The following is a 15321-nucleotide window of genomic DNA, read 5'->3' as shown; positions in this document are numbered from 1 at the left end:
CACTTCCATGCGCATCGCGATTGTTACTGAAGTTTTCTTGCCCAAAATCGACGGCGTGGTCACCCGCATTACCCGCACGCTGGACCAGTTGGCGGCGATGGGCCACGAGGTCCGCATCTTCGCTACGGGCAAAGCTCCTGCCACGTATGCAGGGTTCGAGGTCACCCGCATTCCCAGCTTGTCGCTGTGGGTCTATCCGGAAATCAAGTTTGGCTTGCCCTCGTGGAATTTCTTTAAAGAAATTCGGGACTTTGACCCCGATGTCATCCACGCCGTCAACCCGATTTGGACCGCAGCGCTCGGCGTCTTTGCCGCGCAGCGTGACGCTGTTCCACTCGTGGCTAGCTTCCACACCAACGTGCCCGAGTACGTCGATGCCTTAGGAATTGGCTGGACTCGCCCGCTCACCGAAGCCGCGCTGAAGTACCTGCACAACCAGGCAGCAGTCAATCTGTGCACCTCCGGGCCCATGGTGGACAAGGCTGGTGAGATGGGCATTCGCAACGTAAAGCTATGGCCCAAAGCCGTGGATACGGAGACGTATCAGCCTTCCCGGGCCACCGCGGCGATGCGAGAGCGTCTCACCGGCGGAAACCCGGGTGCGCCGCTGCTTACCTACATCGGTCGGGTTTCTAAAGAAAAGGACTTAGAGCGCCTCGACCACGTCATGCAGCTGGTGCGCGCTGAGCTTGGCGACGTCCACCTCGCCATCGTCGGCGACGGCCCCTTCTTGGATGAGCTCAAAGCGGGCTTCGATCCCTCCTACACGACATTTACCGGTTACCTCTCCGGTGAAGAGCTTGCTGCCGCCTTCGCGGTCGGTGATGTCTTCCTCTTCCCTTCCGCTACGGAAACCCTGGGTCTCGTGGCATTGGAGTCCTTCGCGTCGGGTGTTCCCGTTATCGGAACGCGCGCCGGCGGAATCCCCTTTGTTATTGAGGAAGGAGTCACCGGCCATCTCATTGACGCCGATGCAGACGACGCAGCATGGGCTGACGCCGCTGTGAGCCTTCTCCGTGATCCTTCGCGGCGATCCGAGATGGGGGCAGCCGCCCGACGCGAGGCGGAGAAGTATTCCTGGGTAGAATCCACCCATGCCCTCCTTGCAGCTTATGAGGAGGCCATCGAGCACCCCTACCGCAGGGACTAACCTTATTCTTAGTCAAGGAGCACTCATGGATTCAGCGAGAAACCTGTACTCCGCCGGCGCGTTTATTCAGGCCGGCATCGACGCCACCTTTGCCCAACGTCTCGGCCCAATCACGGACGTAGAGGTCAACTTCACCCCTACCGAGCCCGACCAGCCTGAGCATGACCAGCGCGCTACGGTGCGTTTCACCACCAGTAGCGGAGTTCATGACTTTGACGGTTTGCGCTTGGCGTCCATGCAGGATGGCCAGTTCCACTGGGCCACTGGCTTGGCGCAGCAGGCTGATCTTCCCGAGTTCCACGGCCCCCAGCCGGATACGGCACTACTCAGGGGCCTGGCTCGTCGTCTCGTTGGCGATCGCCCCGTCGTCCGCGTTCCGCAGGGCGACGCGGAGGCGCTCGTAGCAGTGGATTTCACGGAGATCGACCCGACTCCCTCCAGTGCTATCCTCGCAGGTCTGGAGAAAAGCGGGGACATCGAGGGCGGTGTGGATGAGCGCATAGCCACCACCGAGCTCGCGTCCTATATGAATGTCCCTCACAACAACCCAGAAGCGCTCGCACAGTTTGAGGGTTCTCGCATCGTTGCACTTCCCCAACTGAATGGCCAGGTGGGACTTCGCGCGCGGGATATCCTTGCGGATGCTCACTTCCTTGCCACTGAGCACAACTTTTTCCTCGATGCCCGCTTCCCCAATCTGAGGGCCGAGCTCGACCCTGGAACATCCCGCACGGTGGTAACCGCGGCACGCGGTTCTCTGACCGTCCCGGCACACCTCGTTGCCACGCTGGACGAGTCTGCCGGTACTTTTACCTGGGCGTGGGCTGACGAGCTCGCCTCCACTATGGCTGCGCAGGCGGCAAGCAATCTGCGCCGCTTCGCTTACGACCGCGCCGTGCCGGAGCTCCTCCGCGCGCAGGTTCCCATCGCGGATGCCCGCCAGGCACGCTTGCCGCAGCTTGCCATGCCCATCCTAGGGTTGTGGACACTGCTGCCGGTACACCTTCCGGACGGCCGTCTGGGCCTCGCGCTTTCCGACGCCCCCGCCTTCCGCCTTCCTGCGCCATCCCCGGCCGCCACGCAGGCCACGCTCAACGTGGCGGTTCCCCCGGGCGTAGACGAGCAGCGCGCCCGCGCCGCGTACCAGCGCCAGCGCGGTTTCTAGCTTTTCCTTAAGCGTTGAGGATCGCGCGGAACTCCTCCGGATCGACCTCCTGGGTCGTGGCGGGGTCGAACTTCGCGTCCTGGGTCTTATCAACGAGGACTGCGCGCACGCCCTCGGAGAAATCCGGGCGACGGTACATGTGCATGCCGAGCTTGAGCTCTAACAGGAGCGCTTCGCGGATATCATCCAACCTCGCCTCGGCTTCAAAGAGCTCATTGGCCGCGATAATCGCTGCCGGGCAGGCGCCCGCCATGAGGCGCTTCACTTCCCCAGCGATCTGCGGGCGCGTCTCTAGCTCTGCAGAGATCTCCTCCCACGTCGGCAACGCGAAGGTCTCTTCCAAGTCCTTGGCTACCTGCTCCAGCGGTGCCGGATCCTGTGGTGCAGGCAAGGCGAGGTCCACAAGGGCGGCATCAATGCCGCGGTCGATTGCTGCCTCGATCAGCTCAGAAGCGTCCTTGACCACGTGAGTCGCTACGCCGGTCCACAACATGTCGGCGGCATACATGCGGTAGCCCGAAATGCCCCAGAACTTAGCCAATCCAGGCGATGCCACACCACGGGTGCCCACCATGCGCTGTGCGGCATAAGCCACGCCTACATCCGTGACGTAACCAATGTTCATCTCCGGCATCGAAGCAAAGGCACGTTCTGTCACCACGCGGTGCGAGCCGTGGAGGGAAATACCAAGGCCACCGCCCATAACGACACCATCAATCACGGCGATATAGGGCTTAGGGAACTCAGCGATATCACCGTTGGTGAGGTACTCGGAGGCAAAGAAGGCATCGACGTCTTCGAGCTTGCCCTCCGCTATTCCTTCGCGGGCATGGCGGACGTCACCGCCGGCGCAGAATGCTTTCTCACTCGCAGAGTGAATCAGGACCTGTTCGATAGTGTCGTCCTTGGCCCACTCCTCAAGGGAGCGGCGAATGATGTCAATCATGTCGGGGGTCAGCGAGTTCAATGCCTTAGGGCGATTGAGTTCGAGGACTCCGGTATGGTTGCGGACGGAAACGAGTACTGGATCAGTCGTAGTCATACGCACCAGTGTTCCATATCACACATTTTTCGGCCACCACATTTTTGAGGTGTCCGAGCCTTACAAACAAGACCACAGAAACGGTGTAACTTTTCGTGCTCCCACAGCTTGTTGCCCTCGACATGGATGGCACACTTCTTGATGCTCACGGCCAGCTTCCCGCTGATTTCCCTGAGCTTCAGAAACTAGCGGCTGAGCGTCACTGCGAGCTGGTACCGGCGTCCGGCCGTCAGCTGGCCACGCTCAAGGACATGTTCCCTCACATCGACACCTTCATCGCGGAAAATGGCTCGGTGGTTATGCGCGGCGGGGACATCATCGCCACCTTCCCCATTGCGGAAGAAACCGTACGCGCTGCCCGCACTGCGGCTGATTCCATCACCGAACCGCACACCACGGTGCTATGCACGCCAGAGACTGCCTTCGTGGCCGAAGACGTATCGGACGCCGCTCGTGCTGAGTTGGCTAAGTACTACAAAGCTGTCACGTGGGTGCCGGAGCTTTCCTCCGTCCCTGATTCCGACATCATCAAAATCGCTATCTTTTGCGAGGCAGGCTCGGAAGCGTATGTCTACGGACCGATCCGTCAAGCAGTCCCGGACGATAACGTCGCCGTCTCCGGCAAGGTATGGCTCGATGTCATGGCCCGCGGGGTGGATAAGGGCGCCGCATTAACCAAGCTCGCCGAACTCTCCGAGGTTCCCATCGCCGCCACCGCGGCCTTCGGCGATTACCTCAACGATCTAGAGATGCTTCGGGCTGCGGGCACAGCTGTGGCCATGGAGAATGCTCACCCACAACTCAAAGAGGTCGCGGACATCGTCGCACCCGCTAACACAGACAACGGGGTCAGCGTGGTGTTGCGTAAGCTTCTGAGCTCTTAACACGCTCCCAGGAAACCTGCCTGGTTCAGGCACTTCTCCGGAGTAGGATTACTCGGGTTCCCTAGCCCTCTGATCCCCACGTGCGGAGTGTTGTCGTGAAGAATTTTCTGCGGTCGGTGTTGTCTGGATCGACGAAGCGCGAGAAGTCTTCCTCAAGTCCCTCAAAGTCCACTGCTTCTTCCCCTGCCTCTCCCCCGCCGGCCGTGCCGACGACAGTAACGGCGCCAAAGGCTAAGTCGGCGCCGAAGGCAGAGTCTGCGCCGGAGCCGAAGTCCGCGTCAAAGCTATCGCCTGCGCCGAAACGCAGGCGCCCGCAGCGCAGCGATAATTCCTCACTTGAGCTGAACGCAGCCTCCCTCCCGAAGGCCTCCGCCGTGCGGAAGGCACAGCTCACCAAGGCCCGCGAGGAGGCTGAGGACAATAAACCCCGCCGACGCCGCCACATCCCACGGGCGGTCACACCCCAGCGCCCTGTCACTGCCGAACCCCCTACTAAAGCTCAGTCCGCTGCAGCGAAAGACACGGCAACGCCTGCAGCAACTGCGAAGGAAGCAACAGCACTTCCCGAACCGCAACCGGCTAAGGAAGCACCCGACGCGGAGATTTCACGTGCACTAGCACGCCGCTCTCAGCCCGTCGGGACGCCTACTGAAAGGCAACTCAAGCCCACCAAAGCTACTCGCGATCAGCGCCGTGCTACTGCCCGTGTGAACGCTGACGACGGTACTACCGACGTGCTGGCGGTGCCGAAAGAATCCGCGACCGTCAAGCAGCAGCGGCGCGCCCGCTTGCGCCAAGTTCCGGGGCTTGATGGTCTGCGCGGCCTTGCAGTGGTAGCCGTGGTGATTTACCACTTTTTCGGTAATCTGCTGCCCGGCGGCTACCTGGGCGTGGACATGTTCTTTGTCCTCTCTGGATTCCTCATCACGTCACTGTTGATTCGCGAACTCAACGTTACTGGGCGCATTAGCCTCACAGATTTTTGGATAAGGCGCTTTCGGCGAATTCTTCCTGCCGCGCTTGTGGTGCTGTGTCTGTGTACCGCGGTGGTTTCGGCCATTGGGGGTGACCTTGCTGTTGGCATCCGAGAGCAATTCCTCGGCACCCTGTTCTTCGTCAACAACTGGACTCAGATCGCCACCAGCCAAACCTACTTCGCGCCCAACGAAGTGCAGGTCTTTGCCCATTATTGGTCGCTCGCGGTGGAGGAGCAGTTCTACCTCATCTGGCCGCTGCTCATGACAGGCGTCTTCGCTGTTTCGCGCCGTAAGCCTACACGCCTGCCCATCGCGGTGGCACTGGTGCTTGCGACGGCGTCCGCCCTGGCCATGGCTTTTCTCTTCACACCGGGCGACGATCCCACTCGCGTGTACTACGGCACTGATACCCACGCCTTCGGCCTACTGGTCGGTGCACTTTTATCCTTCATGCTCACCTCGACGTCGAATGAGGCTGGGGCGGACTCGTGGGCGTCGACAAGCAAAGGCGTCCTTGCCAGTACCGTTGGAACCCTAGCTTTGCTCGCCTACCTTGCACAGCTGGTGTGGATGGGTGCGGACCGCGAGTTCACCTACCGCGGTGGCCTAGTTCTCACCAGCGTGCTGGGTGCTGCGATGATCTGGTCCGTTGTGCGCGAAACCGGTCCCCTGACGTGGCTGTTCCGTACACGCGTCATGCGCTGGCTGGGCCAGCGGTCCTTCTCGCTGTACTTGTGGCACTGGCCCATCATCATGATTCTCGTCGCCGTATCCGACGCGCCGTCGTGGGCACTGGGCATTCTCGCCCTGCCGCTTTCTTTCGTTCTGGCGGAAGTGACGTACCAATTTGTAGAGAACCCCTTCCGCCGCGGCGGCTACGTCAAGACGTGGCACGACTACTGGGCTGCCCGCCCCACCTTGCATGAGATAAAAGTGGGCTTTGGCAAAGCCATGTGGCCTGTTGTGCCAGCACTCGTTGTGCTCTCTGCCCTTGGCGTGGTCTATGGTGTGGCGACCTCTGAGGATAAAACGGAGCTCGAGCGCGAACTGGAGCGCATGGCGCAAGCCAATGAGCAGGCGGCAGCGTCAGCGCCTGCTCAGCCTACTGACAAGCCGAAGGAGAAGCGCTCCCTGCCCACCGGAGCAGAGATTACTGCGTTGGGTGATTCCGTCATGCTCGCGTCTTCCGATGCCCTCATGGAGCGATTCCCTGGCATCCTCATTGATGCTGCGGTCTCCCGCCAATACTCTGAGGCCATTGATTCGCTGCGCGCTCTGAAGGATTCTGGGCAACTGCGCTCAACGGTCTTCTTGGGGCTCGGAACCAATGGCGCTGCAGATGCGGGACGCTTGGATGAGTTGCTCGACATTGTGGGCCCTGAGCGCACCGTGGTCTTCGCTGTGCCCTATGGCGACCGTGATTGGATGGGCCAAGCACGCTCAGAGATCGTGCAAGCAGCATCGCAGCGCGAGAACGTGTACCTGGCGGATTGGTGCGGCACTGCCCAGGAGAACCCTGCGCTGATGTACGACGACGGCGTGCATCCACTGCCCGAAGGCGCGAACCTCTACGCCGAATCCTTCGAAGAGACCCTTGAGCAGTACGCCAACGGCGACACGTCTCTCGAGACCGCGTGCGAAGCTTGACCCACCTCAGCGGAGTTACACCTGCCTTATGCCCTTGAAATGCTGAAAAGCGCCGCTCGAAAGCGGCGCTTTTCTCCTTGCTGGGCCCCAATGAGACCGCGGCGGCGTCTTAGTCGACGGAGAACTCGCTCATCTTGTCCCACTCAGTTTTTCCATCAATGTGGGTATTGATGATGTCCGGGGTCTCAACCAGGTACTTCGGGAGCTCCTCGCAGGAACGCTTGAAGTGCTCGGTGTTGACGTGGTCAACGTCGGTGCCATCCTTGTAGGACTCGAGCAGGAGGAAGCGCTGTTTGTCTTCCGGATCGCGGAACCACTTGAAGTCAATGCAGCCGGGCTCAGCCTGGCAGGCCTTGGTGTACCAGTCAATCTCGTCGAGGAAGGTCTCGGCGTACTCGGGCTTGACGTGGAACTGTACGTTGATCAAAATCATGGGCCCCACTGTAACTATCTCCCTGAAAACGTGCAGAAGGCCCTGCCCATAGCGGTTTATTCACGCCATAGTAAAGCAGGGCCGGAGAATTAGGCTCGTGGTGAATTACTTGTTGAAGAAGTACTCCGCCACGTAGACGTACTTGCCGTCGAAGGCCTGGGCAACGCCGAAGCCGGTGCCATCAGTCTTGGTAACCGGAACATCGCGGTTGAGCCACTTCACGCGGTCCTTAGCCTCAGACTCGGTGAGCTTGTAAATATTGCCGCTGCCTTCCTCCAAGTGGGTCAGGCCGTCACCTGCGTTGTCATGGAAGGTAACCTTGCCGGCAGCCGCCTGGTCAGCCCACTCCTGAGCGATCTTCTTCGCGTTGTCATCGGCGTGGTGGCCCTGCTTCAGCAGGTGGGAGTGGGTAGCGCCGACGAGCTCGTTCGCCACGGACGGGGTCGGTGTCTTCACGAACGGCGGCAACTTAACGTTGTACTGCTCGGCCAAGTCATAAGCCTGAGCAGGCAGCTCAATCTGGAGGGAGTTAATCTGCTCAGTCGCCTGAGAGGACAGCTGATTAATATCTTGCGCCTGCGCAGCGGAAGCGCCGGAAACAGCCAACACTGCGGTCAGGGCAGCGGTGGTAGACAGACGGGAAACACGACGGAATGCATTCATGTCCTCTACCGTGCCATACAATCGCTTCCTGTGTGAACTAACCTCGCAGTCCCACAGGACATTCGATATGGCATTGTTATGCTCCAAGGCGTTGTTTCCGAAATCTATGGCGCCTCCTAGAACGCGTCCGAGAGGTTGATCACTAGTGCTAGATGTCCTAACGGGCTTTGCGATTATCTTCGTGGTTATCGCTGTGGGCTTCGTACTGGCACACAAAGGTGTCATCGGTAAAGGCGAAGCCCGCTTACAGTTCAACCGTGTCGCTTTCTGGGCGGCAACGCCCGCACTGATTTTCTCCAGCGTGGCGCAGTCCGATACCTCAGCATTTGCCTCGCCCGTTGTGGCAGTTATCGCTGTCGCGTCGGTGGCGACAATGGGCGTCTACGGCCTTCTGAGCATGTTCTTCTTTCGCCGCAGCGGCGCGGAAACCATGGCGGGTGCGGCGGCTTCGAGCTACTACAATTCCGTCAACATTGGCCTGCCCATCGCCACCTATGTCATTGGTGATGCCACGTTCGTAGTGCCCGCCCTAGTACTGCAGATGGCGGTGCTTTCGCCTTTTATTATCGCTGGTCTCAATGCGCAGGGAACGAACCTGCGCTCCATCATGACATCGGTGATGTCAGGCGTTACCGCACCCGTGGTCATCGCTGCGGTACTGGGATTCATCGTGTCTGCTGTCGGGTGGACGGTACCGGATGTCATCATGGCCCCAATGGAAATCCTTGGAGGAGCCTCCATCCCCATGATCCTCATGAGCTTCGGTGCTTCCCTGAAGGGTGATTCGTTGCTCAACAACGATCGCCTGCCCACCATCGTGGCAACGGCACTCAAGCTCATTGGCATGCCGGCCATCGCCCTCGTCGCAGGTTTAACCTTCGGGCTCAGCGGCAACGAGCTCTACGCAGCGCTGATTTTGGCGGCGCTTCCCACCGCGCAGAATGTCTACAACTACGCGGCGACCTACCGGGTGGGAGAAACCGTAGCGCGCGATACGGTTTTCCTCACCACGTTCCTCTCTTTACCCGCCATGCTCGGCATTGCCGCGCTTTTCGGCTAAAACCCGCCCTTTCCGCCTCCGTCTCTACCCCTCGAGCTGCTCCCCCAGCTCCAGCCATTCCATCTCTAACTCTTCGCGCTCGGCGGCCACAGCCTTGAGATCAGAATCTAGTCGGGAGAGCTCTGCAGAGTCGCCTTCACCGGAGGCCATCTTCTCGGCTGCATCGGCCATGTGCTGGTTGAGCTGTGAGGTCTTCTCATCGAGCTTGGCCATTTTGCGCTCCAGCGCGTTCATCTTCTTAGTCAGCTCGCGTTCTTCTTGAGAGCTCAAGCGCTTGACTGGGGCTGCGTTCTCAGACACAGTCGTATCAGTCGAGGCACCACCTGTGTCCGAGCCAGCAGTCGAGGACTTCTCGCCCAGGTCAATAACACCGCGGGAAGCAGCCGCCTCCATCTGCTGACGGCGGCGAAGATATTCCTCGATTCCGCCCGGCAGGTTGGTGAGTTTGCCATCTCCGAACAAGGCATAGGTGTTATCCGCAATGCGCTCAATGAGGTAGCGATCGTGCGAAATGACCACCATGGTGCCCGGCCAGGAATCCAGGAGGGACTCCAGTTCTTGGAGGGTGTCGATATCGAGGTCGTTTGTGGGCTCGTCGAGAAGCAGCACGTTTGGTTCTGCCATGAGAACACGAGTCAGCTGCAGGCGGCGGCGCTCACCACCAGAGAGATCGCCTACCGGAGTGCGCTGGCGCTTGGCCGAAAAGCCTAGACGTTCGGCCAACTGGGAGGCAGACAGCTCCTTCTTGCCCAACTGGACATAGGTGGCGACGTCCTCGACGGCGTCGAGAAGCCTGCGCTCCGGATCCAAATCATCAAGCTCCTGACGCAACCACCCCAGACGCACGGTCTTTCCCTCAATGCGCTTGCCGGCTGCCAGTTCCACCTCGCCGGCAAGAGCGCGCAGGAGCGTGGTCTTTCCAGAACCGTTGACGCCAACGAGGCCGATGCGCTCACCTGGCGCTAGCCTCCAGGTGAGGTGATCTACCAGCGTGCGGCCATCCGGCGTCGTAATCTTTGCGTCCTCGAGCTCAATAACGACGCGGCCTTGGCGCTGCTTGGAGAAGGCCATGAGCTCGACCTTGTCGCGCGGGGCTGGGACGTCCGCGATGATCGCCTCGGCGGCCTCGATTCGGTAGCGCGGTTTGGACGTGCGGGCAGGTGCACCGCGGCGCAACCACGCCAGCTCCTTACGCGCTAAGTTCTGACGGCGCTGGTCGATGGCATCGGCTTGGCGGGCACGTTCAGCTCGGGCGAAAGTCCAGTCGTTGTAGCCGCCTTCATAAGCATCAACAACGCCGTCGTGCACCTCCCAGGTCGTAGTGGCCACGGTATCGAGGAACCAGCGGTCGTGCGTCACGACGATAACCGCCAGTTTGCGGGACAGCAGATGATTGGCCAGCCACTGCACACCTTCCACGTCCAAGTGGTTGGTGGGCTCATCGAGCACCACGGCGTCGAGATCCTGCACGAGCGCTGCGGCCAGGTTGACGCGTCGGCGCTCACCACCAGATAGTGAACCCACCTGCGTGTCGAGGCCTAGGTCAACAATTCCCAAACCGCCCAAGACATCGCGCACTTTGGCATTGGAGGCCCACTCAAAGGTCTCCAAACCCAGCGGCTCGATAATGACCTGGGAAATGGTGAGCGACTCGTCGACCTCAAAACGCTGCGTCACCACAGCCATACGCAAGTCCGAGTTATGAGATACGCGGCCCGAGTCCGGCGGCTCGATGCCGGTAAGGACCTCCAGCAACGTGGTCTTGCCGCCACCGTTAACACCGACGATGCCAATCCGGTCGCCGGTTTGGACACCAAGGGAGACCCCGTTGAGAAGGGTCTTGAGACCAAAAGATTTGGTTACGTTTTCGAGGTTGATGAGGTTCGCCATAACGAGGATCTATCTTAGTGCCTGACCGCGGTTACCCCGCACCACAAAACTTATTGAATGTGATTTTCGATTGCAATAGTGTCGTTCTCTATGAAGAACCACACACTAACCCTGTGCGCTGCACTATCCGCAGCCGCACTTGCCATCACGTCCTGCTCCGCTCCCGACCAAGAGAGCGCTTCCCCACACAGCACTGAGCCCACGGCCGCTGGCTCAGAACACAGCCACGATGGGTTCGAGTCCGCTGAAGGTGAGACCGAGGTAGCGCAGCTGCCCACACGCATTGTGCTTTCCCACAAAGATGGTCTCACCACTATCGATGCCGAGAGCGGCGAGGTGATTGGCAGCGAAGACATGAAGGCCTTCCTGCGCCTCAACGATGCCGGCGATAACCGCCATGTCATGGTGACCAAGGGCGATAGCTTCCTCACCTTCGATACTGGGCGCATCACCAAACCACACGGCGACCACAAGCACTATTACACGGCGGAGCCGAAGCTTGGCGACGTTTCCGTGGACGCCCCTCATGCTGGGCACGTGGTGCATCATGACGGCTTTACCGCGCTCTTCTCCGATGGTGACGGCGTGGCGAAAATCTACGCGACGGAGGAGATAGGCAATGCGGACGCCGAGCCGGTCAACACCGTTGAGACTGGTGCAGCTCATCACGGCGTGGCCGTACCGCTCAAGGACGGCTCAGTGGTCATCACCAAGGGCACTGAAAAGGAACGCCACACCATTCAGCACCTGGACAAGTCCGGCAAAGTCCTGGCGGAAACTACCGAATGTCCCGGCGTACACGGCGAAGCAGCCGCTGGGAACGGCACGCTCTTCTTCGGATGTGAAAACGGACCGGTTGTCTTCGACGGCACGGACTTCCACAAAGTAGATGTCTCTTCCTATGCCGGCAAGGACGGCTACCAGCGCTCCGGTAACGCCGCCGGTTCCGAAGAATCCACCGTGATCTTGGCAGACAACAAGACGGAAAAGGACGCCGAATTCGAGCGCCCAACCTCAGTCACGCTCATTAATACTGAGGATTACTCCGCCCAGAAAGTCGAGCTCGGGGAATCCTATTGGTTCCGCTCCTTAGCCCGCGGCCCGCTTGGGGAGGCCCTTGTTCTCACCACCAACGGCAAGCTCAATATCATCGACCCTGACTCCGGTGAGATCACAAAGAAGATCGATGCTATTGCTCCGTGGAAGGAAAATGAGGAATGGCAGCTGCCAGGACCTATCTTGAAGGCGGCCAATGGCTATGCCTACATCACGGACGCCGCTAAGCAGGAGCTTGTCATCGTCGATCTGCTAGGAGACCAGGAACCGCAACGCATTCCGCTGGAGATGAAACCGGTAGAAATGGCGGTTCTGTAGCGCCTCCCCTCCAATTCGCCTTTAGCCGGATGCTTAGACCAGCGTGGCGCCGCTAGCTGGGCCGGTTGTCACCAGGCCGCGGGTGCCGCGGTTATCGGCACAGACTTGAGCCACGACTTCACAGGCTGTCTCCTCATCCTCACAGAGGAAAGCACAGGTAGGGCCAGAGCCAGAGACAATCCCCTTGAGAGCACCGGCGGACTCGCCGGTATCGAGGATTTTGCGCAGGTCTGGGCGCAGGGACAGCGCGGCCGGCTGAAGGTCATTGTGCAGGGCGGCGGCAAGTTCACGCGGATCGCCACTAATGAGCGCTTGGCCAACCGCCTCGGTGTCGAGGTGCGGGGAGCTTCCGCGGCCAGCCGCGCGAAGCTCATCGAGCTTGCGGAAGACCGTTGGGGTGGACAGTCCCTCAGCATTGGTGATGATGGCCCAGATGTAGAGGCCACGCGACATCATCGAAGTAAGCAGTTCACCGCGCCCCCGCCCCAAAGCGGTGCCACCCATAAGTGTGAAGGGGACGTCGGAGCCCAATTCCGCAGCGAGCTCAACAAGCTTCTCCTCGGTTACAGGTTCACGGGAGAATTCGGTGCTTAATGCATGGTTGGCAAGGAGCAAGGCTGCGGCGGCATCGGCCGAACCGCCGGCCATGCCACCGGCAGCCGGGATGTTCTTCTCCATAGTTAGGATGCCCGTCGCTGGGAGCATGAGGCGTTGGGCGACCAGCTCCACAGCACGCCAAGCCAGGTTATCTGTCGTGGCGGGCACGCCTTGTGCGTGACGGCCGGTGACCTCCACCGTGGTGTCCTCAGACCAGCGATAGCTGACGACATCATGGACGTCGAGAGCCTGAAAAACCGTGGCGAGCTCGTGGAATCCATCCTCGCGGGCTTCACCGACGCCAAGATGCAGATTGACTTTGGCGTGTGCGCGGGCCTGCCACAACTGTGAGGACGGCGCGAGTGGCTGGCTCATGATACGCCTGCCAATCGGACAAAGTCCTCCACGCCGAGTTTCTCACCACGCAGGCGCGGATCGATGCCGGCTGCGTGCAGTGCTTCTTCGGCAGCTGCGGCGGTGCCGTAGTGGCCGGCCAGCGCGGCCCGAAGAGTCTTGCGGCGTTGGGCAAAGGCGGCGTCGACAAGCGCGAAGAGCTTCGGGCGCAGTCCCTCGTCATAGGGACGTGTGCAGTCAATGCGCACGAGACCGGACTCGATCTTGGGAGCTGGCCAGAAGACGTTTTTGCCAATTGTGCCGGCTTGGCGCACGGGCCCATAGAAGGCTGCCTTCACACTCGGCACGCCGTAGACTTTGCTTCCGGGCGCAGCCGCGAGACGCTCAGCCACTTCCAGCTGGACCATGACGAGGACACGGCGGATTGTAGGGTACAACTCCAGCACGTGCAGCAGCACTGGAACGGCCACGTTATAGGGCAGGTTAGCCACGAGCGCTGTGGGCTCGCCCAACTCGCCCTTGTCCACGGTCAGGGCGTCTTTTTCCACCACGGTGAGGCGATCTGCCTGCTCCGGAGCGCGCTGGGCCACCGTCTCCGGCAGCTTCGCCGCCAGGCGCGGATCAATCTCTACTGCGGTGACGTGTTCAACTTCCCCCAGCAGGCCCAGCGTCAACGAACCGAGTCCCGGGCCAACCTCCACCACGCGGTCCTCAGCTGAAAGGCCCGCGGCGGCAACGATGCGCCGGATCGTGTTGGGGTCATGGAGGAAGTTCTGGCCCAGCTTCTTCGTCGGGGTGACGTCTAGCTCGGCAGCGAGCTCGCGGATCTCCACTGGGCCCAGCAGGTGGGGTTGCGTCATGTCTTCCAGACTAATACGCGGCGCGCCGAGGTTTTAGCGCAGGCCGAGTTTTGCGGTGCAGGCAGGCCATGCTCCCCAGCCCTGAGCGGCCTGGACCTTTTGTGCCACTGCAATCTGCTGCTCACGGGTTGCCTGCCATGCCTGCGGTGCGTACTCGTTGCCGCCGAAGGCAGCCCACGTGGACGGGGTGAACTGCAGGCCGCCGGAGAAACCGTTACCGGTGTTGATAGACCAGTTACCGGTAGCCTCACACTGCGCGAGAGCATCCCAGACGGAACCTTCTGCTACGGCAGGAGCAGTGGACTTCGGCTTGGTACCGCGGGCAATACGTGCGGCTACGGGCTCGGTGTGGACGTCTTCCTTGATGACGTCGTTGGATTCTTCCTTACCGTTAACCTTGACGATCTTGCGGGTCACGGTGCGCGAGCCTGGAGTTCCCTCTTCGCGGACCTCTTCAGAGCCTTCCTCAAGCTCCGGATCATCAACATAGTCAGCCGGAGCGTCGAAGTCTTCGGTCTTCTCCTCCTCGGAGACCTCGACACGGTCCACGGTGATGCTCATGCCGGCGGTGACCGGGGTATCCAGAGCAGGGCTCACACGGTCATCCTTATCCACGGTGATTCCGCGAGCTTCGAGGGCATCCTCGACGGTCTTTGCGGCGATGCTGGCGTAGGAGACCGAGCCGGCATCGGAGACCTTCACAATCTTCGGGGAGACTACCTCGATGTTCATACCTTCGGTCACCACCTCATCATCCTCAACGGTCTTCGACCCGGAGGTTACCGCGGCGCCAGGCACGATGCCGTCGAGCCCACCGAGCAGATCGGAAATGGTGAGGTCAGTGGAGGACAGCTGCGTTTCCACGCCGTCGATGGTCACAGCTACTGGCTTGGCGGTGCGGACAGTGATGGAGTCACCATCAGCAAGCTCCTCAGACAACGCTGGGTAGACAAGGTCATCGCCCGCCACGTCGACGCCCGCGGCCTCCAAAGCGCTGTTGACGTCACCAGCAAAGGTGGCCAGGGTAGTCGTCTCACCATTGATGTCGAGGGTGACATCTTTCTGGGCGCCAACAGCGACAACACCGCCGACGGCCAGGGTGCCCAGGACACCGCCGGTAGCCATACGCAGCGGCAGGGAGCGGGAGTTGTTAATACGCTTGATCTGCTTCTTCGGGGACATAAACCTCTACTCGTCTCTGCAGTATTTCGTGCCAGGCATCCGC

Annotated in this window: 14 protein-coding genes; 6 read left to right on the top strand and 8 right to left on the bottom strand. The window is 60.5% G+C overall.

The window, feature by feature from the left end:
- The first annotated feature begins 7 nt into the window (after positions 1-7).
- Positions 8-1150, top strand: a complete 1143-nt coding sequence (locus tag I6J26_RS10295; protein WP_115021500.1) for a glycosyltransferase family 4 protein — start codon at positions 8-10, stop codon at positions 1148-1150.
- 25 nt (positions 1151-1175) lie between these two features.
- Positions 1176-2315: a DUF6882 domain-containing protein gene (locus tag I6J26_RS10290; protein ID WP_115021499.1), complete on the top strand. Its 1140-nt coding sequence runs from the start codon at positions 1176-1178 to the stop codon at positions 2313-2315.
- A 7-nt stretch (positions 2316-2322) separates the two neighbouring features.
- On the opposite strand, the gene I6J26_RS10285 is transcribed toward I6J26_RS10290, so the two are convergent.
- Entirely contained in the window at positions 2323-3357 is a 1035-nt protein-coding gene (locus I6J26_RS10285) for an enoyl-CoA hydratase/isomerase family protein (protein ID WP_115021498.1), read from the bottom strand.
- Positions 3358-3452: 95 nt separating this feature from the next.
- Between I6J26_RS10285 and I6J26_RS10280 the strand changes: the two genes are divergently transcribed.
- Positions 3453-4241 (top strand): HAD family hydrolase, encoded by a 789-nt coding sequence (locus tag I6J26_RS10280; protein ID WP_258553368.1) that lies wholly within the window; start codon positions 3453-3455, stop codon positions 4239-4241.
- Between the two features lie 61 nt (positions 4242-4302).
- Here the strand turns inward: I6J26_RS10280 and I6J26_RS12950 are convergent, their stop codons facing one another.
- A complete protein-coding gene (locus tag I6J26_RS12950; RefSeq protein ID WP_239121777.1) occupies positions 4303-4635 on the bottom strand; it encodes a hypothetical protein in 333 nt (110 codons plus the stop codon).
- Between I6J26_RS12950 and I6J26_RS10275 the strand changes: the two genes are divergently transcribed.
- Positions 4616-6865: an acyltransferase family protein gene (locus I6J26_RS10275; RefSeq protein ID WP_395858295.1), complete on the top strand. Its 2250-nt coding sequence runs from the start codon at positions 4616-4618 to the stop codon at positions 6863-6865. The two genes, I6J26_RS12950 and I6J26_RS10275, sit on opposite strands and share 20 nt — an antisense overlap.
- A gap of 109 nt (positions 6866-6974) precedes the next feature.
- Here the strand turns inward: I6J26_RS10275 and I6J26_RS10270 are convergent, their stop codons facing one another.
- Both I6J26_RS10270 and I6J26_RS10265 read right to left on the bottom strand, forming a co-directional pair.
- Positions 6975-7298, bottom strand: coding sequence for a putative quinol monooxygenase (locus I6J26_RS10270; RefSeq protein WP_115021497.1), 324 nt, complete (start codon positions 7296-7298; stop codon positions 6975-6977).
- A 105-nt stretch (positions 7299-7403) separates the two neighbouring features.
- Positions 7404-7961, bottom strand: coding sequence for a hypothetical protein (locus I6J26_RS10265; RefSeq protein WP_239107231.1), 558 nt, complete (start codon positions 7959-7961; stop codon positions 7404-7406).
- Between the two features lie 145 nt (positions 7962-8106).
- Here I6J26_RS10265 and I6J26_RS10260 point away from each other — a divergent pair, with 145 nt between their 5' ends.
- Complete coding sequence (locus I6J26_RS10260) at positions 8107-9021, top strand: AEC family transporter (protein ID WP_115021495.1); 915 nt, start codon at positions 8107-8109, stop codon at positions 9019-9021.
- Positions 9022-9045: 24 nt separating this feature from the next.
- Here I6J26_RS10260 and I6J26_RS10255 read toward each other — a convergent pair whose 3' ends face one another.
- Complete coding sequence (locus I6J26_RS10255) at positions 9046-10911, bottom strand: ABC-F family ATP-binding cassette domain-containing protein (protein ID WP_115021494.1); 1866 nt, start codon at positions 10909-10911, stop codon at positions 9046-9048.
- Between the two features lie 90 nt (positions 10912-11001).
- Here I6J26_RS10255 and I6J26_RS10250 point away from each other — a divergent pair, with 90 nt between their 5' ends.
- Positions 11002-12285, top strand: coding sequence for a hypothetical protein (locus tag I6J26_RS10250; protein WP_115021493.1), 1284 nt, complete (start codon positions 11002-11004; stop codon positions 12283-12285).
- A 33-nt stretch (positions 12286-12318) separates the two neighbouring features.
- On the opposite strand, the gene I6J26_RS10245 is transcribed toward I6J26_RS10250, so the two are convergent.
- From I6J26_RS10245 to I6J26_RS10235, 3 genes are read right to left on the bottom strand one after another with little or no spacing between them, the layout of a single operon-like run.
- Positions 12319-13257: a 4-(cytidine 5'-diphospho)-2-C-methyl-D-erythritol kinase gene (locus I6J26_RS10245; protein WP_115021492.1), complete on the bottom strand. Its 939-nt coding sequence runs from the start codon at positions 13255-13257 to the stop codon at positions 12319-12321.
- A complete protein-coding gene (gene rsmA, locus I6J26_RS10240) occupies positions 13254-14096 on the bottom strand; it encodes a 16S rRNA (adenine(1518)-N(6)/adenine(1519)-N(6))-dimethyltransferase RsmA (protein WP_115021491.1) in 843 nt (280 codons plus the stop codon). The genes I6J26_RS10245 and rsmA overlap by 4 nt, the downstream gene beginning before the upstream one ends.
- Before the next feature lie 33 nt (positions 14097-14129).
- Positions 14130-15278: a resuscitation-promoting factor gene (locus I6J26_RS10235; RefSeq protein ID WP_115021490.1), complete on the bottom strand. Its 1149-nt coding sequence runs from the start codon at positions 15276-15278 to the stop codon at positions 14130-14132.
- Positions 15279-15321: the final 43 nt, after the last annotated feature.

It is taken from the genome of Corynebacterium minutissimum (assembly GCF_016889765.1).
GTDB lineage: Bacteria > Actinomycetota > Actinomycetes > Mycobacteriales > Mycobacteriaceae > Corynebacterium > Corynebacterium minutissimum_B.
This window is presented reverse-complemented; position numbering and strand designations above follow the sequence as displayed.

What these genes read in the sequence shown, in the direction of transcription:
- I6J26_RS10295 (WP_115021500.1), top strand. Translation starts at nt 8, where the DNA reads ATGCGCATCGCGATTGTTACTGAAGTTTTCTTGCCCAAAATCGACGGC.
- I6J26_RS10290 (WP_115021499.1), top strand. Translation starts at nt 1,176, where the DNA reads ATGGATTCAGCGAGAAACCTGTACTCCGCCGGCGCGTTTATTCAGGCC.
- I6J26_RS10285 (WP_115021498.1), bottom strand. Translation starts at nt 3,357, where the DNA reads ATGACTACGACTGATCCAGTACTCGTTTCCGTCCGCAACCATACCGGA.
- I6J26_RS10270 (WP_115021497.1), bottom strand. Translation starts at nt 7,298, where the DNA reads ATGATTTTGATCAACGTACAGTTCCACGTCAAGCCCGAGTACGCCGAG.
- I6J26_RS10265 (WP_239107231.1), bottom strand. Translation starts at nt 7,961, where the DNA reads ATGAATGCATTCCGTCGTGTTTCCCGTCTGTCTACCACCGCTGCCCTG.
- I6J26_RS10255 (WP_115021494.1), bottom strand. Translation starts at nt 10,911, where the DNA reads ATGGCGAACCTCATCAACCTCGAAAACGTAACCAAATCTTTTGGTCTC.
- I6J26_RS10250 (WP_115021493.1), top strand. Translation starts at nt 11,002, where the DNA reads ATGAAGAACCACACACTAACCCTGTGCGCTGCACTATCCGCAGCCGCA.
- I6J26_RS10245 (WP_115021492.1), bottom strand. Translation starts at nt 13,257, where the DNA reads ATGAGCCAGCCACTCGCGCCGTCCTCACAGTTGTGGCAGGCCCGCGCA.
- rsmA (WP_115021491.1), bottom strand. Translation starts at nt 14,096, where the DNA reads ATGACGCAACCCCACCTGCTGGGCCCAGTGGAGATCCGCGAGCTCGCT.
- I6J26_RS10235 (WP_115021490.1), bottom strand. Translation starts at nt 15,278, where the DNA reads ATGTCCCCGAAGAAGCAGATCAAGCGTATTAACAACTCCCGCTCCCTG.